This is a genomic window from Sulfitobacter sp. 1A13679 (assembly GCF_043557115.1).
Taxonomy (GTDB): domain Bacteria; phylum Pseudomonadota; class Alphaproteobacteria; order Rhodobacterales; family Rhodobacteraceae; genus Sulfitobacter; species Sulfitobacter faviae.
The window spans coordinates 1-17,235 of sequence record NZ_JBIFFO010000018.1 but is presented as its reverse complement, the minus strand read 5'-3'; the positions used below and the strand labels follow the sequence as shown (position 1 = coordinate 17,235).

18 protein-coding genes are annotated in these 17,235 nt (G+C 62.8%); 9 read left to right on the top strand and 9 right to left on the bottom strand.

Annotated elements, in window-relative coordinates; all coding sequences use genetic code 11:
- The first annotated feature begins 37 nt into the window (after nucleotides 1–37).
- Nucleotides 38–3,439, top strand: coding sequence for an indolepyruvate ferredoxin oxidoreductase family protein (locus tag ACGYLA_RS14150; protein WP_394433342.1), 3,402 nt, complete (start codon nucleotides 38–40; stop codon nucleotides 3,437–3,439).
- Here ACGYLA_RS14150 and ACGYLA_RS14145 read toward each other — a convergent pair.
- Nucleotides 3,431–4,528 carry a cupin domain-containing protein gene (locus tag ACGYLA_RS14145; protein ID WP_394433340.1) on the bottom strand — a complete coding sequence of 366 codons (1,098 nt, stop codon included), beginning with the start codon at nucleotides 4,526–4,528 and terminating at the stop codon, nucleotides 3,431–3,433. The two genes, ACGYLA_RS14150 and ACGYLA_RS14145, sit on opposite strands and share 9 nt — an antisense overlap.
- A 440-nt stretch (nucleotides 4,529–4,968) precedes the next feature.
- Between ACGYLA_RS14145 and ACGYLA_RS14140 the strand changes: the two genes are divergently transcribed.
- Nucleotides 4,969–5,946: a PleD family two-component system response regulator gene (locus ACGYLA_RS14140; RefSeq protein ID WP_394433338.1), complete on the top strand. Its 978-nt coding sequence runs from the start codon at nucleotides 4,969–4,971 to the stop codon at nucleotides 5,944–5,946.
- 52 nt (nucleotides 5,947–5,998) lie between these two features.
- On the opposite strand, the gene ACGYLA_RS14135 is transcribed toward ACGYLA_RS14140, so the two are convergent.
- Both ACGYLA_RS14135 and ACGYLA_RS14130 read right to left on the bottom strand, forming a co-directional pair.
- On the bottom strand, nucleotides 5,999–6,367 hold the full coding sequence (locus ACGYLA_RS14135) for a hypothetical protein (RefSeq protein ID WP_394433336.1): 369 nt from the start codon (nucleotides 6,365–6,367) through the stop codon (nucleotides 5,999–6,001).
- Nucleotide 6,368: 1 nt separating this feature from the next.
- Nucleotides 6,369–6,608, bottom strand: a complete 240-nt coding sequence (locus ACGYLA_RS14130) for an Lrp/AsnC family transcriptional regulator (RefSeq protein ID WP_007120503.1) — start codon at nucleotides 6,606–6,608, stop codon at nucleotides 6,369–6,371.
- A 159-nt stretch (nucleotides 6,609–6,767) separates the two neighbouring features.
- Here ACGYLA_RS14130 and hisB point away from each other — a divergent pair, with 159 nt between their 5' ends.
- Entirely contained in the window at nucleotides 6,768–7,355 is a 588-nt protein-coding gene (gene hisB, locus ACGYLA_RS14125; protein ID WP_394433334.1) for an imidazoleglycerol-phosphate dehydratase HisB, read from the top strand.
- Between the two features lie 4 nt (nucleotides 7,356–7,359).
- The gene (gene hisH / locus ACGYLA_RS14120) at nucleotides 7,360–7,998 is read left to right on the top strand and encodes an imidazole glycerol phosphate synthase subunit HisH (RefSeq protein WP_394433332.1); all 639 of its coding nucleotides are present in this window, start codon (nucleotides 7,360–7,362) and stop codon (nucleotides 7,996–7,998) included.
- A 180-nt stretch (nucleotides 7,999–8,178) separates the two neighbouring features.
- Here hisH and ACGYLA_RS14115 read toward each other — a convergent pair whose 3' ends face one another.
- Nucleotides 8,179–8,568: a DUF2147 domain-containing protein gene (locus ACGYLA_RS14115; protein ID WP_394433330.1), complete on the bottom strand. Its 390-nt coding sequence runs from the start codon at nucleotides 8,566–8,568 to the stop codon at nucleotides 8,179–8,181.
- A 129-nt stretch (nucleotides 8,569–8,697) separates the two neighbouring features.
- Here ACGYLA_RS14115 and hisA point away from each other — a divergent pair, with 129 nt between their 5' ends.
- Genes hisA through ACGYLA_RS14100 form a run of 3 tightly spaced genes read left to right on the top strand, consistent with a single transcriptional unit; the run spans nucleotide 8,698 to nucleotide 10,487 of the window.
- On the top strand, nucleotides 8,698–9,417 hold the full coding sequence (gene hisA / locus ACGYLA_RS14110; RefSeq protein ID WP_394433328.1) for a 1-(5-phosphoribosyl)-5-[(5-phosphoribosylamino)methylideneamino]imidazole-4-carboxamide isomerase: 720 nt from the start codon (nucleotides 8,698–8,700) through the stop codon (nucleotides 9,415–9,417).
- A 3-nt stretch (nucleotides 9,418–9,420) separates the two neighbouring features.
- Nucleotides 9,421–10,182: an imidazole glycerol phosphate synthase subunit HisF gene (gene hisF / locus ACGYLA_RS14105; RefSeq protein ID WP_067265192.1), complete on the top strand. Its 762-nt coding sequence runs from the start codon at nucleotides 9,421–9,423 to the stop codon at nucleotides 10,180–10,182.
- Nucleotides 10,179–10,487 carry a phosphoribosyl-ATP diphosphatase gene (locus ACGYLA_RS14100; protein WP_394433326.1) on the top strand — a complete coding sequence of 103 codons (309 nt, stop codon included), beginning with the start codon at nucleotides 10,179–10,181 and terminating at the stop codon, nucleotides 10,485–10,487. The genes hisF and ACGYLA_RS14100 overlap by 4 nt, the downstream gene beginning before the upstream one ends.
- Here ACGYLA_RS14100 and ACGYLA_RS14095 read toward each other — a convergent pair whose 3' ends face one another.
- Nucleotides 10,488–10,901 (bottom strand): CoA-binding protein, encoded by a 414-nt coding sequence (locus ACGYLA_RS14095; protein ID WP_394419186.1) that lies wholly within the window; start codon nucleotides 10,899–10,901, stop codon nucleotides 10,488–10,490.
- 173 nt (nucleotides 10,902–11,074) lie between these two features.
- Here ACGYLA_RS14095 and ACGYLA_RS14090 point away from each other — a divergent pair, with 173 nt between their 5' ends.
- Together ACGYLA_RS14090 and ACGYLA_RS14085 are read left to right on the top strand one after the other, a co-directional pair.
- Nucleotides 11,075–12,349 carry an acyl-CoA dehydrogenase family protein gene (locus tag ACGYLA_RS14090; protein ID WP_394433324.1) on the top strand — a complete coding sequence of 425 codons (1,275 nt, stop codon included), beginning with the start codon at nucleotides 11,075–11,077 and terminating at the stop codon, nucleotides 12,347–12,349.
- A gap of 1 nt (nucleotide 12,350) precedes the next feature.
- Nucleotides 12,351–13,127: an SDR family oxidoreductase gene (locus tag ACGYLA_RS14085; protein WP_394433322.1), complete on the top strand. Its 777-nt coding sequence runs from the start codon at nucleotides 12,351–12,353 to the stop codon at nucleotides 13,125–13,127.
- A 6-nt stretch (nucleotides 13,128–13,133) separates the two neighbouring features.
- Here the strand turns inward: ACGYLA_RS14085 and ACGYLA_RS14080 are convergent, their stop codons facing one another.
- The 4 genes from ACGYLA_RS14080 to ACGYLA_RS14065 all read right to left on the bottom strand — a co-directional run bounded on the left by ACGYLA_RS14080 (nucleotide 13,134) and on the right by ACGYLA_RS14065 (nucleotide 16,970).
- The gene (locus ACGYLA_RS14080; protein ID WP_067265201.1) at nucleotides 13,134–14,009 is read right to left on the bottom strand and encodes an acyl-CoA thioesterase II; all 876 of its coding nucleotides are present in this window, start codon (nucleotides 14,007–14,009) and stop codon (nucleotides 13,134–13,136) included.
- A gap of 85 nt (nucleotides 14,010–14,094) precedes the next feature.
- Entirely contained in the window at nucleotides 14,095–15,129 is a 1,035-nt protein-coding gene (locus tag ACGYLA_RS14075) for a phosphotransferase family protein (RefSeq protein ID WP_394433320.1), read from the bottom strand.
- A complete protein-coding gene (locus ACGYLA_RS14070; RefSeq protein WP_394433318.1) occupies nucleotides 15,126–16,118 on the bottom strand; it encodes an NAD(P)H-dependent flavin oxidoreductase in 993 nt (330 codons plus the stop codon). The genes ACGYLA_RS14075 and ACGYLA_RS14070 overlap by 4 nt, the downstream gene beginning before the upstream one ends.
- A 33-nt stretch (nucleotides 16,119–16,151) precedes the next feature.
- The gene (locus tag ACGYLA_RS14065) at nucleotides 16,152–16,970 is read right to left on the bottom strand and encodes an SDR family oxidoreductase (RefSeq protein ID WP_394433316.1); all 819 of its coding nucleotides are present in this window, start codon (nucleotides 16,968–16,970) and stop codon (nucleotides 16,152–16,154) included.
- Between the last annotated feature and the right edge of the window lie 265 nt (nucleotides 16,971–17,235).

Here is a 17,235-nt window from a genome sequence, read left to right as displayed (position 1 = left end):
CGCATCCTGCGGTACACTTCTCAGTGAGGAGACCCCCATGACAGAACAACCGCGTGAATTTATCACTTATAAACTTGATGACCGCTATGATCAGACCGAAGGCCGCGTCTTTCTGACCGGGACGCAGGCGCTGGTGCGCATCATGCTGGATCAGGCCCGGCGTGATCGCGCAGCGGGGTTAAATACCGCCGGTTTCGTCTCAGGCTACCGCGGCTCGCCTCTGGGCGGGCTCGATCTGGAATACTGGCGCATCAAGGACCGCGTGGCCGAGGCGGGCGTGAAGTTCCTTCCGGCGGTGAACGAAGACCTCGGCGCCACCGCGGTCTTGGGCGCGCAGCAGGCCCATCTCGACCCGCAGGCGGAGGTCGAGGGCGTCTTCTCCATGTGGTACGGCAAGGGCCCGGGGGTGGACCGCTCGGGCGACGCGCTGAAACACGGCAACGCCTATGGCTCCGCGCCCAAGGGCGGTGTGCTGGTGGTGGCGGGCGACGACCACGGCTGTGTGTCGTCGTCGATGCCGCACCAGTCCGACGTGGGCTTCATGTCGTGGTTCGTGCCAACGCTGAACCCGGCTTCCGTCGCCGAATATCAAGCCTTCGGCGAATACGGCATCGCGCTGTCGCGTTTCTCGGGCACATGGGTCGGCTTCAAGGCGATCTCCGAAACCGTGGAGAGCGGCGCCTCGGTCGAGCTGACCCCGGACCGCGTGTTCAAGCAGCCTGACTACACCGCCCCCCCGGGCGGGCTGCATGTGCGCTTGGGCGATCTCCCCTCCCCCGAGATCGAGACGCGGCTGCACCACAAGCTCGACGCGGTTCAGGCCTTCATGCGCGCCAACCCGATCGATCGGCATATTTACGAGACGCAGGACGCCTCCTTCGGAATCGTCACCACCGGCAAGGGCCATCTCGACACGATGGAGGCACTCCGGCTTCTGGGCCTCGACGAGGCCGCCTGCCGTCGTCTCGGCATCGACATCTACAAGATCGGCATGGTCTGGCCGCTGGCGCTGGACGACGCGCTCGACTTCGTGAAGGGCAAGCGCGAAGTGCTTGTGATCGAAGAGAAACGCGGCATCATCGAGAGCCAGTTCAAAGAGGCTTTCTACGACTGGCCCGGCTCCAAGCCCGCGCGGATGGTCGGCAAGCACGACGAGAACCTAGAGGAACTGGTGCCCTGGACCGGGGAGCTGTCGCCGCTGAAGCTGGTGCCGATCATCGCTGCACGTCTCGATGCCTTCTTCCCCGAAGAGAAGCTGCTCGAAAAAGCCCGCACGCTGACCGACCAGCCGCCCGTGCTGCTGAACGTCGAGGGCGCCACCCGCACCCCTTATTTCTGCTCCGGCTGCCCGCATAACTCCTCCACCAAGCTGCCGGTGGGGTCGAAGGCCAACTCCGGCATTGGCTGCCATGTCATGGCCTCCTGGATGGACCGCGAGACGGCGGGTTTCGCCCAGATGGGCGGCGAAGGCGTGCCGTGGATCGCGGCTTCGATGTTTAACGGGAACAAGCACGTCTTCCAGAACCTTGGCGAGGGCACCTGGTATCACTCCGGCTCGCTGGCGATCCGACAGGCGGTCGCGGCGAAGACCAACATCACCTACAAGATCCTCTACAACGACGCGGTTGCTATGACCGGTGGCCAGCCGGTGGACGGCCCCGTTTCCGTCGCCGCCATCGCGCAGGCCTGCCGCGCCGAGGGGGTGGAGCGGATCGCGCTGGTCTCGGACCGGCCCGAACTGCTTCCCAAGGGCGACTTCCCGGATGGCACCACATTCGACCACCGCGGCGATCTCGACCGCGTGCAGCGCGAGCTGCGCGAGATCCCGGGCGTCACCGTGCTGATCTACGAGCAGACCTGCGCCACCGAGAAGCGCCGCAAGCGCAAGCGCAGGCTGATGGACGACCCGAAGAAATTCGTGATGATCAACGATCTGGTCTGCGAGGGCTGTGGCGATTGCAGCCTCGAGTCGAACTGTCTCAGCGTCGAGCCAAAAAAGACCGAGCTCGGCACCAAGCGGCAGATCAACCAGTCCACCTGCAACAAGGATTACTCCTGCCTCAACGGCTTCTGCCCCTCCTTCGTGACGGTCGAGGGCGGCAGCCGCCGCAAACGCTCCGGCGCGGGGTTGGACGTGGCGGGTCTGTCGGCGCAGTTGCCGATGCCGGAGTTGCCCAAGCTCGACCGGCCCTTCAACCTGCTGGTGACCGGCGTCGGCGGCACCGGCGTGGTGACCGTGGGCGCGCTCATCACCATGGCCGCGCATCTCGAGGGGTTGGGCTCCAGCGTGCTCGACTTCACCGGTTTTGCGCAGAAATTCGGTACGGTGCTGGGCTATGTGCGCCTCGCCAAGCGTCCCGAGGAGGTGCATCAAGTGCGCATCGATCAGGGCGGCGCAGATGCGGTGATCGGCTGCGACATGGTCGTGAGTTCCGCGCCCAAGGCCTCGGCCCACTACCGGCGCGGCACCCGGATCGTGCTGAACCGTGCCGAAATGCCCACGGGCGATCTGGTTCTGAACCGCGACGCCGAGTTGCGCATCGACGACCGCGAGGCGGTGATCGCGCAGGCCGTGGGGACCGAGAACCTTGCCGCTTTCGACGCCAACGCCATGGCCGAGAAGCTGATGGGCGACGCGGTGTTCGCCAATGTGATGATGCTCGGTTTCGCTTGGCAGAAGGGTCTCGTGCCGGTCTCGCTCACAGCGCTTGAGCAGGCAATCGAATTGAACGGCGTGGTGCCCGACAAGAACCGCGCAGCCTTTGGCTTTGGCCGGGTCATGGCGGGCAACCCGCAGGCGATCGAGGCGCATTTCGCCCCCGCGCCTGCACCCGACGACAGTGTCGAAGGCCTGATCGCGCGGCGGATGGAGTTCCTCACCGGCTACCAGAACGCCGCCTACGCCCAGCGCTACAAGGCCAAGCTCGATGCGCTGGCGGGCAAGCTGCCCGAAGGCGCCGACGACCTGATGCGCGCGGCGGCGAAATCGCTGTTCAAGCTGATGGCTTACAAAGACGAATACGAGGTCGCGCGCCTGCACCGGCAGAGCGGTTTCGAGGAGCGTATCGCCGATACGTTCGAGGGCGACTACAAGGTGCATTACCACCTCGCCCCGCCCGCATGGCCCACCGGCACGGATGGCCGCGGACGCCCCAACAAGCGCAAGTTCGGCCCCTGGATGGGCCGCGCCTTCGACCTTCTGGCGGCGATGAAACCGCTGCGCGGCACATGGGCCGACCCGTTCAGCTACGGCGCCGACCGCAAGCTCGAGGTCGCCCTGATCGGCTGGTACGAGGAGGTCATGGCACAGGCCCCCGCCCTGCCCCATGATGCGGCGCTGGCGGTGCTTTCCGCACCGATGGAAATCCGCGGCTACGGCCCCGTGAAAGAGGCCGCAGCCGAGAAAGTGCAGGCCGAGGTGGCCGCGCGCCTAGGCTAAGAGCGTCGTCGAGAAATCACCGCGCAGCCCGGCTTCGAGCAATTCGAGGTCGGGCGAGCAATTGCTATATTGCGCCACCATGCCCGGCGGGATGACGAAGGCATCGCCTGCCTCCAATTTGCGCGGCTCCTGCCCTTCGGCGTTCAGGGTCATGCTGCCTTCCATGACGAAGCTGAAGTGAATGTCGGCGTCGTGCTTCGCGGGCGGCGGCGTGCCACCGTCGAAACGCGCCACCTGAATGCCGGCCACGCCCTTGGTGCCCTTGGTGATCCCGGTGTCGCGCGCGACGAAGCCCGGAATACGGAAGGGCTGCGACGCGACCCCCTCCTTCACGTGATGCACGAAGGTCTGGCCCTCCCATTCGCGCGCCGGGTCGCCTTTGCCATTGGGCAGGGTCATCTCGTGGTCGATGGTGGTGACATGTTCCGCAGGAACGCCGATCTCGATCACCTCGATCGAGGGCGAGGCTTCGACCACGCGATGACGGATGCCCGGCGGCTGGGTCACGCAATCCCCGGCATGGAGCCGGATCACATCGCCCTGATCCTCGTAAAGCACGTCGACCCAGCCGCGGTAGCAATAGATCAGCTGGAAGCCGACGGTATGGTAATGCACCATGTCCGGCACCGTGCCGCCGTCGGGGATGCGAATATGGCTGGCGATGATCGAGCCGCCGAGGCGTGACGGGATGAGATCGCGGTAATGCATGCCCGCGCGGCCGATCACCCATGGGGCCTCATCCGCCAGCCGCCGCACGGCAAACTCATGCTGCGTCTCGGGCTGGTCCACGCGGGGGCTACGCCGCAGGATCTCGATCTTCGTGCCATTGGGCGCAGTGAGTTCCCGCTGGCCCTCTGCGATGCTGTCGGGCGCATCGGTGAGCAGGCGCAGATGCCCCGGCGCCACATCCGCCCCCCGCTCAAGCCTCACGCGTACCCCATGGCCCGAAAAACTGGCCACCGAAGGATCATCCGCGGGAAAAATCGTCTCAAGCCGCATGCCAAGCACTTTGGTGAAGAAAGGCAGATCCTCCCTAAGCTCCCGCGTGGGCAACAAGAATTCCGCCAAAACATCATCGGGCAAACGCATTTAACTCATCCTCTTCACGTATCGCGCCGCAGTTGAGCGCGCGACAGGCAAAGCGTCAACTGGGCGTTACGCACCACAGCCGATAAAGTTCCCCCGCTCGCTCATTTTTGGCTCGCGAGTCGCAGCGTGAAATTCGCACGATCACAAGAACCGCAAATTCTCGCCCCGATTTCGCACTGGGATGCGCCCAATAACGCCTGAAAGGCTGCACAATTTCCACGCAATCACCTCCCGTAATGCGGGAAAGCAAGGGGCCACGGCCATCTCTCTTCGCCAATTCAATGGTTTCGCGAGGCTTCAAAATATGGTTAATAATTTATGCAACGGCACAAGGTATTGGTGCAGAAGCGTCACAATTTCGCCGGGTTTATACGACTAGATATGAACAGATTATAAAGACACCCGGACTGCCCGTCTGCCCCACGAAAGAGGTGCTAAAAATGAAAATTCTTGCTGTCGACGATGACCCATTTATCCGCGAATTGCTGCCCGTTGTGTTCCGCGAAGCCGATTACCCCCATTTGACATTGGCCGCCTCCGGCGCTGCCGCTCTGGAACTGCTCGAAACCACCAAAGAACACTTCGACTGCCTGCTCTTGGACATCGAGATGCCCGAGATGGACGGCATCACCCTATGCCGCCGCATCCGCACGCTGGAAGCCTATCAAGACACGCCGATCCTGATGGTGACCTCGCGCGCCGACGCGACTGCGATCGAAAGCGCCTTTGCCGCCGGGGCCAACGACTATGTGACCAAACCTTTCGACGTGAAGGACATCGCAACCCGCGTGCATATCGCCGAGCGGATGTTGGAGAACACCCAGCGCGCCCCGCGCCTTGATCCGCAGCATTTGAAAGACGCGGGCGAGCCCGGTGTCCACGACTTCGCGCTGGCCGATCCTGTGCATATCAATGGGGTCGATCAATTGGTGCTGCCCTTCTCCTTGGGCAATTACCTGTCGCAGCTTTCACGCCAACACCTTGATATCTGTCAGGTCTTCGCGGCCAAGATCGAACATATCGATGAGCTTTACGCGACCTGCAACACCGCCGAATTCGCCCGCGCCATCGCCGCTGCGGCCGAGGCCATCGCGCGTGTAGTCGATTGCCCCCAACTGCTGATGACCCATAACGGATCCGGCACGCTCCTGTGCATCGTGACAGGTGACAGCCTGCCCGCGTGGCCCGAGATCGAGGTGCTCATCCAAGGGGAGCTTGACGGCATGGACCTGCGCCATGACGACAACAGCCCGATGGCGGTGATGCTCTCCGTCGGTGGCCCGATCCAGCCCAATGCCAGCCGCACTCAGCGGGTCAGAAAGACATTCGACCGCGCCATCCGCCGCGTGGCGATGCGGCAGAAGGTCAAGCTCGACACCCCCCCGACCGAGAAACCCTCCGTCTCCGCCGCCCATTGACGACAAGGCAATCGCCTCAAGAAAAACCCGCCTCATGGGCGGGTTTTCGCATTCAGTTGATGGGGAATTGCACCAAACAGCGTTCGGCGATGCGGCGGTAATCCTCAAGCGTGTCAGGCACGCTGCGCCGGTCGCGCATCACCTCCATCGCAGCGCGTTTCTGCGCCCAGGTCCCCTCAACATGGCGGTCGAGAATGCGCACGGTCACGCCCAGCATCACATTCTTCTCCCCCTCGCCAATCAACTCCGCCGCGGAAAGTGCCACGGCCGTCAGCGCCAGCGTATTGGCGCAGCGCAGGGCCGCGGCTTCGCGCCCCTCATAGACCCGCGTACCCGCCGTGGCCGTGCCGGGAAAGGCCACGAGCGCGGCGATCGACAAAACAGAACAGACGGCTGCTGTCAGGATGAGCTGGCGCGCCACCTCAAAAGACCTTGAAGGTCATCGTGGTCAAAGACCGCTCGATGCCTTCGATGTCCAACAGATTGTCATTGATGTAGACGCCCACATCTTCGCCCTTCGGAATATAAAGCTTCATCAAAAGATCATATTCGCCTGAGGTGGAATAAAGTTCGGAATGGATTTCGCGCAGGGCGATCTCTTCGGCCACACGATAGGTCGTGCCCGGTCGGCAGCGGATCTGGATGAATACGCAGGTGGTCATGTCGCGCCTCTTTCTGGGATTTGGTTCAAGCTGACATATGGGCCCTGCCCCCGCAATCCCCGATCGCGCTGTCCCTGCTCAAAGGCGTTTCACCGCTTGGGCTTGGCGCGGCGGCAGGCCCTGCTATAAGGGCGCAGCAATTGCCTTCGGAGATGCCCCATGCGTCGCAGCACCCTGACCCGCACCACTGCCGAAACCGACATCACGGTCGAGATCAACCTCGACGGCACCGGCAGCTATGACAATGAAACCGGCGTCGGTTTCTTTGACCATATGCTCGACCAACTCTCGCGCCACTCGCTGATCGACATCAAGGTGCGTGCCAAGGGCGATCTGCACATCGACGATCACCACACCGTCGAAGACGTCGGCATCACGCTGGGCCAAGCACTGACCCAAGCGCTCGGCGACAAACGCGGCATCCGCCGCTACGGATCCTGCCTGCTGGCGATGGACGACGCACAAATCCGCTGCGCGCTCGACCTCTCCGCGCGGCCCTTTCTGATTTGGAACGTGGATTTCCCCACCAGCAGCATCGGCAAGTTCGACACCGAACTGGTCCGCGAGTTCTTCCAGGCGTTCAGCACCCATGGCGGCATCACCTTACATGTCGACGCGCTCCACGGGTTCAACAGCCACCACATCGCCGAAGCCGCTTTCAAATCCGTTGCCCGCGCCCTGCGCGAAGCGGTCGAGACCGACCCGCGCAAAGCGGACGCCATCCCCTCGACCAAGGGTGCCTTGTAAACCAATGCTGACAGCAATCATCGACTACGAATCCGGCAACCTGCACTCCGCGCATAAAGCCTTCGAGCGTATGGCCCGCGAGCATGACGCAGGCAAAGTCACGGTGACCTCGGATGCCGAGGTCGTAGCCCGCGCTGACCGTCTGGTTCTTCCCGGCGATGGCGCTTTCCCGGCCTGTATGGCCGCCCTGAAAGGGGCCGGCGGCCTCTATGACGCGATGGTCGAGGCGGTCGAGGAAAAAGGCCGCCCCTTCCTCGGCATCTGCGTCGGCATGCAGCTGATGGCCAGCATGGGCCGCGAATATGAAGACACCCCCGGTTTGGGCTGGATCGGTGGCGAGGTGACCCAGATCACCCCGAAAGACCCGAAGCTCAAAGTCCCCCATATGGGCTGGAACGACTTGGTGATTGATCACGACCACGCGGTCTTCGACGGGCTGCAAACCAGCGATCACACCTATTTCGTGCACAGCTACCATATGGCCGTCGCCAACCCCGCCGAACGTCTGGCCCATGTCGACTACGGCAGCGAAGTCACGGCGATCATCGGCCGCGACACGATGCTGGGCATGCAGTTTCACCCAGAGAAAAGCCAAACCACCGGCCTGCGGCTGATCTCGAACTTCCTGACTTGGGCGCCTTAACCCGCGCCGCGCCTGTTGAAACGTCGGAAGGTATTTAAGAAAGGATGAAGATGAAGAAAGACCCTCTTCATCTTCATCCTTTCTTAAATACCTCTGCGCTGCGCTTTCCTCACGCAAAACGCAAGGAAGGCGCGAAGTTCTGGCTCCGCGCCTTCTAACCTTGGCAGAGGTGAACTGCGCTTACTTGATGCGCGCCCAGGTCTGTTTCGAGCAGATCAGCCCACCCGCGACGCAGCCCGAGAGTTTCAGCGAGTTGCCTGAGACGTCCATCTTCCCAATGTAGATTTTGCCGTTTGACGGGCGCCAAACCTTACCGGCGTATTTGCCGCCGCCCTGAGGCTTCATGTCGATTACAAGCGTCTTGCCGATATTGGGGGATTTGTATTCGCCGCTGTCGTTGAAGGTGCGCGCGATGGTGCCGCAGATCGCCCCGCCGCAGGGGGCCATTTTGACGTGGGCATAGGCGCCGTCATCCACTTGGGTTTTCCACGTGCCGACTGCCGGATCCGCGGCATGGGCGGCGCCGGTCAGGCCAAGGCCCAGAAGGGCCGCTGCAAAAAGCTGTTTCATGATCTCTCCTCCCGATCTGGCTTTAGTGTTAGCCACAACTTTCAATCGGGCAAGACTGACCTAGGGTCGCGTTGCAAAATCCCTGGCGACGTGCAAAAGGAAAGCGACTTCTCTAACAAGGGCCCGGCCATGATCCTTTACCCCGCTATCGATCTCAAAGACGGTCAGGCCGTGCGCCTTGTGCATGGCGACATGGACCGTGCCACCGTTTTTAACGACGATCCCGCCGCACAGGCGCTTAGCTTTGTCGAAGCGGGCTGTGATTGGCTGCATCTCGTTGACCTCAATGGCGCTTTTTCCGGGACCCCGGTGAACGCCGCCCCGGTGGAGGCGATTTTGAAAGCCTGCAAAGTGCCTGCGCAATTGGGCGGGGGCATTCGCGATATGGCGACGATCGAGGGCTGGTTGGATAAGGGGCTCGCGCGGGTCATTCTGGGCACCGTCGCGGTTGAGAACCCCGAACTGGTCCGCGAGGCGGCGCGCGCCTTTCCCGGGCAAGTTGCTGTGGGGATCGACGCACGGAATGGAAAGGTCGCGACCAAGGGTTGGGCGACGGAGACCGATGTGATGGCCACCGACCTCGCGAAATCCTTTGAGGACGCGGGCGTGGCCGCAATCATCTACACTGACATCATGCGCGATGGCGCGATGGGCGGGCCGAATGTGGAAGCGACAGCCGATCTGGCGCGGGCCGTTTCGATCCCGGTGATTGCCTCGGGCGGGGTGTCATCGCTCGAAGACTTGGGCGCGTTGCGGGACACCGGGGTCATCGAGGGCGCGATCTCGGGGCGCGCGCTTTATGATGGCGCGATTGATCTGGCCGAAGCCATGAAGATGTTGAAGGGCTGAGCCATGCTAAAGACCCGCATCATCCCCTGTCTCGACGTGGCCGATGGCCGTGTGGTCAAGGGTGTGAACTTCGTCGGCCTGCGTGATGCGGGCGATCCGGTGGATGCCGCGATTGCCTATGATGCGGCGGGGGCGGATGAGCTTTGTTTTCTCGACATCCACGCCACCCATGAGAACCGCGGCACGATGTTCGATCTGGTTACCCGCACCGCTGAGCATTGCTATATCCCGCTGACCGTGGGCGGCGGCGTGCGGACCGTGGCGGATGTGCGGGCCTTGCTGCTGGCGGGGGCCGATAAGGTCAGCTTCAACTCCGCCGCCGTGGCGAACCCGGATGTGATCGCCGAAGCGGCGGATCACTTTGGCAGCCAGTGCATCGTCTGCGCGATTGACGCCAAGACCGTAAGCCCCGGCAAATGGGAGATTTTCACCCATGGCGGGCGTAAGCCCACGGGCATCGATGCCGTGGAATTTGCCCGCACCGTGGCCGCCAAGGGCGCCGGGGAAATCCTGCTGACCTCGATGGACCGCGATGGCACCAAACAGGGGTTCAACCTGCCCCTGACCCGCGCCATTTCCGATGCCGTATCGGTGCCGGTGATCGCCTCCGGTGGGGTCGGTAATTTGGATCATCTCGTGGACGGGGTGATCGAAGGGGGTGCCTCGGCGGTGCTGGCAGCCTCGATCTTTCACTTTGGCGAATATACCGTGCAGGAGGCCAAACAGCATATGGCCGCCGCTGGCATTCCAATGAGGCTTTCATGACGCTTGATGACCTTTACGCCACCATTCTGAGCCGCAAAAGCGCCGATCCGTCAAGCAGTTGGACCGCGCAACTGCTGGCCAACGGGCCAGAGAAATGCGCCGAAAAGTTCGGCGAAGAGGCGGTCGAAGCGATCATTGAGGCGGTGAAGGATGACCGCAAAGGTCTGACCTCGGAAGCCGCCGATGTCCTCTACCACCTGTTGGTGATGCTGGCCGCGCGGGATGTGCCGCTAGGCGATGTGCTGAATGAGTTGGCGCGGCGGCAATCGACCTCCGGCATTGCCGAAAAGGCCGCGCGGAAATAATCAGCCCATAAGGCGTGGGATTTCCACCTTGGGGCAGCGGTCTTGGATCACATCCACGCCGCGTGCTTCGGCCTTGGCCGCCGCTTCAGCATTGGTGATGCCCATTTGCATCCAGATGGTCTCAAGCTCGGGAAAAGCCTCCAGCGCTTCGTCCACGACGGGGGGCACATCCTCGGACCGGCGGAAAATATCGACCATTTGCACCGGCGGGTCGATTTCGGCCAGAGTGGCGACAATAGTCTTGCCAAAGACCTCCTTGCCCGCGTGCACCGGGTTTACCGGCACCACGTCATACCCTTTTTGCGCAAGGTATTCAGCCACATAGTGGCTGGGCCGCGCAGGGTTGGGGGAGACACCGACCACCGCGATGCGGCGGGTGCGGGTGAGGACGTCTTTGATCAATGCATCTGTCATAGGCTGAACTTAAGCGCCTGCGCGCGGGTTTCAACGGCTTAATGACGTGGCGTCAAGCCTGCCGCCCCCTGCCCGCGATTGGCAAGGCCGCGGCGATTGCATAGGCTCGCCCCAAAGGGCCGCCTGCGGAGGAACCGGGCGGCACCGCGAACCATCATCACCGGGAGCATAGGATGATCGATCAGACCTTGGATATGAACAATCTCGAAATGTCGGAGAAGGCCAAGCCACTGCTGGCGGCGGTCATCAAGCACATCCGCGAGAATGTCGATCCGATCACCGAGGAGTTCTTTCGCCTTGGCGAAGGCCGCGCCGACCGCTGGTCCTATGCGCCCGGTCAGTTGGAATTGCTCGACGGGGCCAAGCAAAAAGCGCGGGAGGCGGGATTGTGGAACTTCTTCCTGCCCAATGCCGAAACCGGTGAAGGGCTGGCGAACCTTGATTACGCCTATATCGCCGCCGAATTGGGCAAAAGCCCGCTGGCGCCGGAAAGCCTGAACTGCTCCGCCCCGGATACCGGCAATATGGAGGTGTTGGAACGCGTCGGCACGCCTGAACAGAAAGAGCGCTGGCTGAAGCCGCTGCTGGCCGGCGAAATCCGCTCGGCCTTTGCCATGACAGAGCCTGATGTCGCTTCTTCGGATGCGCGCAACATCTCCACCAGTGCTGTGCTGGATGGCGACGATTGGGTGATCAATGGCGAGAAATTCTATATCTCCGGCGCGGGCGATCCGCGTTGCAAAATCATGATCGTCATGGTGAAAACCTCACCCGAGGCCGAGACTTTCCGCCAGCAGAGCCAAATTCTTGTGCCCATGGACACGCCGGGGGTGGAAATCCTCGGCCCGATGCATGTCTTTGGGCATGACGACGCCCCGCATGGGCATATGCATATCCGTTTCACCGATGTGCGCGTGCCGCGCGAAAACGTGCTTTGGGGCGAAGGGCGTGGGTTCGAGATCAGTCAGGTGCGGCTTGGGCCGGGGCGGATTCACCACTGCATGCGCTCGATCGGGGCGGCGGAAAAGGCGCTGGACCTGCTGATCGAACGCGGGCTGGGGCGCGAGGCTTTTGGCAAGAAGATCATCGACCTTGGCAAGAACATGGAAACGATCAGCCGCGCGCGGATCGACATTGAAGCCATGCGGCTGATGGTGTTGAAAGCGGCCAAGGCGATGGATGTCTTGGGCAATAAAGAGGCGCGCATCTGGGTCAGCATGATCAAGGCGCTGGTGCCGGAAAAGGCCTGCGAGATCATCGACGCCTCCATGCAGGTGCATGGGGCCACGGGGATGAGCCAGTGGAGCCCGCTGTCGGGCATGTACACATGGCAGCGCGCGCTGCGCTTTGCCGATGGGCCGGATGAGGTGCACCATCAGGTGATCGCCCGGGCCGAGGTGAAGGCGTTTCAGGCGTCGAACGCGCGCGGCTCTGGCAGCGACAGCTGATATGGATCTCGCGGGCCGCGTCATCGTCATCACCGGGGCCGCCAGCGGCATCGGGCGGGCCTTGGCGCTGCGCTTTGCCGAGGAAGCTCCTGCGCATATCGTCTGCGTGGACATCGACAGCGCGGGGGTCGAGGCGACGGCGGCTGAGGTCGGCGGCACGGCCTTCCGCGTCGATGTCGCGCGCGAGGCGGAGATCGTCGCGCTGATCGACAGCGTCGAGCGTGGCATCGGGCCGATTGATCTTTTCTGCTCTAACGCCGGGATCTCGGTCGAGGGCGGCGTCGAAGTCCCGGATGCCGACTGGCAGCGCATTTGGGAGATCAACGTGATGAGCCATGTGCGCGCAGCGCGGCATCTGGTGCCGCTGATGCGGGCGCGCGGGGGTGGCTATCTGCTCAACACCGCCTCGGCGGCGGGGCTCCTCAATCAGGTCGGCGCGGCGCCCTATGGGGTCACGAAACACGCCGCCGTCGGCCTCGCCGAATGGCTGGCGATGAGCTATGGCGACGACGGAATCAAGGTCTCTGTGCTCTGCCCGCAGGCGGTCCGGAGCGAGATGATGCGCGGGTTGGAGGACCATGTCGCCGCGATTGACGGCATGCTGGAGCCTGAGCCGGTGGCCGAAGCCTGCGTGCAGGCGATCCGCGATGAGGTCTTTCTGGTGCTGCCGCATCCGCAGGTGCGCGACTATATACAAGGCAAAGCGCAGGATTATGACCGCTGGATCGGCGGAATGCGCAAGCTGAACCGTCGCTTTGGGGCCGCGAAAGACAGCTAGCGGCCCTTAGCTCTCCCCCTTGGGCCGGATCGGGCGCAGCAGCCCCTCTTGCGCCACGCTGGCCACCAACTGCCCGTTTTGATTGTAGATCATCCCACGGTTGAACCCCCGCGCGCCGCCGGTGAATGGCGCGTCGAGCGCATAGAGATGCCATTCGTCAAAGCGGATCGGCGCGTGAAACCACATGGCGTGATCAAGGCTGGCCGTCATCACCTTGCCCTGAAACCACGTCAGACCATGAGGCCGCAGAGAGGAGCCGAGCAGGTTCATGTCCGAGGCATAGGCCAGCAGCGCGTGCTGCATCACCGGGTTCTGCCCTTCGGCGGCCCCCATACGGAACCACAGATAGTTGCGGTCGCTCACTTTTTCCGGCGTCATGAAATCGCGCGGCTCGACCTCACGGATCTCGATGGGGCGCTCGCGCAGGAAGTCCCCACGGTATTTCTCGGGCAGCTTTTCGGCAAAAGCCTCGCGCAATTCGGGCCGGTCGGGCCAGTTCTCAGGGGCCGAAACCTGCGGCATCTCGTGCTGCCAATCGAACCCCTCCTCTTCGACCTGAAAAGAGGCGGAGAGGTTCAGGATCTGCTTGCCATGCTGGATCGCCACCACACGCCGGGTCGTGAAACTGCCCCCGTCGCGCGCGCGGTCGACCTGATAGATTACCGGGATTTTCGGGTCGCCGGGCCGGATGAAATAGGCATGGAGCGAATGGCAGGCCCGGTCTGGCACGGTGCGGTAAGCCGCCATCAGCGCCTGCGCGATGACGTGACCGCCGAAAATCCGCATCGAGGTCTCACCCCCAGCACCCGTGCCCCGAAACAGATCGACCTCAAGCTGTTCGATATCCAACAGATCAAGCAATTGCCGCGCAGCGTTGGTCATGGGTCATCCTTTCGGGCCGGGGTGTTTCGGCCCTAGCAACAGGTTTTCACCGCAAAGCTCAAGCGCCAAACGCCCCGCCGCCCGCTCAGCGGTCGCGATCCAGCGCCTCCAGCCCGTGGCGCGCAAAAACCGGGACGTATTGCCCTAATTTCAACCCGTATTCAGGGTTTGAGGCATTGCCCTCCAAGGCGCGTTTCAACACGCCTTGGATGATCGCCGCCATGCGGAAAAAGCAAAAGGCGAGGTAATAGCCGAAGTTGCCGATGCCCTTCAGCCCGCGCCTGCGGCAATAGGCGGCGATGAATTCGGCATCGGTGGGCAGGCCAAGCGCCCTGCGGTCCACCCCGGCCAAACCGCGCCCCTCGGCCCCCACGGGCATCTGCCACTGCATGATAACGGCGGCGAGATCGGCAAAGGGATGGCCGATGGTCGACAGCTCCCAATCCAAAACCGCACGGCAGGCGGTGCCATGGGTGTCGAAGATCATATTGTCGATCCGGTAATCGCCATGCACCAACGTGCGCTGCCCGTCGTCCTCGGGCAGCTCGGCGCTGAGGCGCTGCATGAGCCTATCCATATCCGGCTGCGGCTCGGTCTCCGACGCGCGGTATTGTTTCGACCAGCGCGCCACCTGCCGCTCGAAATAGTTGCCGGGCGGGCCATAGTCTGACAGCCCCGCCGCGTCGATATCGACCTCATGCAGCGCGGCCAGCACGCCATTCATCTCATCCATGACCGCGCCACGCTCTGCCGGGGTAAGCTCCGGCAGCGTGGGATCGTTGAAGTTGCGCCCCGGCACATGGTCCATGACATAGAACATCGAGCCGATGACGCCCTCGTCTTCGCAAAGCAGGTGCATCCGCGCGACCGGCACCTGACTGCCCGCCAAAGCCTTCTGCACCCGAAACTCCCGATCCACCGCATGGGCCGATTTCAACAGCACACCCGGCGGTTTGCGACGCAGCACATAGTCATGCGCCGGGGTCGAAAGCAGGAATGTCGGATTGGACTGCCCGGCCTGAAACTTCGTGACCTCCAACGGCCCTGCAAAGCCCGGCAGGTTCGCCTCCAACCAGCGGCAAACGGCGTCCTCATTCAGGGTTTGGGTATCCGTGCTCACTGTGCGAACTCCGCTGCCAACCTTGCGCCAGCGGCGCGATACTCCGCCTCGATACGGTCCACCAGGTCGGCCGCGCCACCAATCTCTTTGACAGCGCCAATCCCCTGCCCCGCGCCCCAAATTTCCTTCCACGCTTTGGGCTTGGACGAGCCCGAGCCGAAGTTCATCGAAGAAGCATCCGCCGATGGCAGGTTGTCCGGGTCGAGCCCCGCCGCCTCAATCGATGGGCGCAGATAGTTGCCAGACACCCCGGTGAAGAGCGACGAAGTCACGATGTCATCCGCCCCGCCCGAGACGATCATATCCTTGTAGCCCGGCACGGCGTTCGCCTCTCGCGTAGCGATGAAGGCCGAGCCCATATAGCCCAGATCGGCCCCCATGGCGCGGGCCGCCAACAGCCCCTCGCCCGTGGCCAAGGCGCCGGAAAGCAAAAGCGGCCCGTCGAACCATTCGCGGATTTCGCGGATCAGCGCGAAGGGCGATTGCGGCCCCGCGTGGCCCCCGGCCCCCGCCGCCACGGCAATCAGCCCATCCGCGCCCTTCTCGATCGCCTTGCGTGCGAAACGGTTGTTGATGACGTCATGCAGCGTCACCCCGCCACAGGAATGTGCGGCCTCGTTCACCTCAACCCGCGCGCCAAGGGAGGTGATCCAGATCGGCACTTTGTGTTTGACGCAAATCTCAAGATCACGCTCCAACCGGGCATTCGACCGATGCACGATCTGGTTGACCGCGAAAGGGGCCGCGGGCCGGTCGGGGTTCTCTTGATTGTGCTTGTCCAAGGCTTCGGTGATCTGGGTCAACCAAACATCCAGCGAGGGCGGCTCCCCCTCCGCCTCCCGCGCGTTCAGCGCCGGGAAAGACCCGACGATCCCCGCCTTACACTGCGCGATGACCAGCTCAGGTCCCGAGAGAATGAACATCGGCGAGGCGACCAGCGGCAGGCGCAGGCCGCGCAGGGCTTGGGGTAGATGGCTGTCGTCACGCATATGGGGTCTCCGTTCGGGATCTATCGTTCGGCATCACAGTGCCTTTTCAAAAATATTCGGTCCCGACATCACATTGATGCCGCCGCTGACCGGGATCACGGCCCCGGTAACATAGGCGCCGCCGCGTCCGCAGAGAAACAGCATGCAGCCCGCGATATCCTCATCCCGCCCAACACGGCCAAGCGGAACATCCTGCCCCACCGCGGCCCGCGTCTTCTCATCGCCCGTGGCGAATGCCGTCATATGCGAAACGAAGGGCCCCGGCGCCAGGGCGTTCACGGTGATCCCTTCCCCGGCTAATTCCTTGGCAAGGATTTTACTCAAATGAATGACCGCCGCTTTGGACGCGGCATAGCTATAGGCGCCGTCGCCCATCTCGCGCTCCCCCATGACCGACCCGACATTGACGATCCGCGCGGGATCATCCGCCGTGGCCCCGGCGCTAAGAAGCGGCAACAGCTTTTGCGTAAGATCGAAAAGCCCGGCGACGTTGACGCCCATGACCTTATCCCAAGCCCGGTAAGGGAACTGCCCCAAGGGCGCACCCCAAGTCACGCCCGCGTTGTTCATCAAGATATGCAGCCGATCGCTACGCGCCTGAACCTCAGCCACGAGCGCATCCACACCAGCCTCAGTCCCCACATCGCCCACGAACCCTTCGGCGCTGCCCCGCGCGCCAAGCGCATTCAGCTCATCGGCTACCGCCGCGCAGACCTCTCCGTTCCGGCTGGCCAAGAAGACCCGCGCCCCGGCCCGCACCAAAGCCTCCGCCGCCATCCGCCCGATTCCTGTGGCCCCGCCGGTGATCAAAGCGGTCTTTCCCTCCAAGCCAAAGAGCGTCTCAATATCCATGCCCCGCCTCCCAACGTCGACTGCCGCCGCTACTGTGACAGGGCTTCGGGCAGCGTCAAGCGGATGCCCAACACAGGCTCGGATAACCGGGCGTCATATGGTTCTTGCTGGTCGGGAGATTACCCCCCCTCAAACACAAAACCGCCGCAGCTATGAGCTGCGGCGATTTTGTTAATCTGATCATCGTAGAGAGATACTGTAGTCTAGGAACTTATTAGGTTTGGCGATGACCTACTCTCCCACGTCTTAAGACGCAGTACCATCG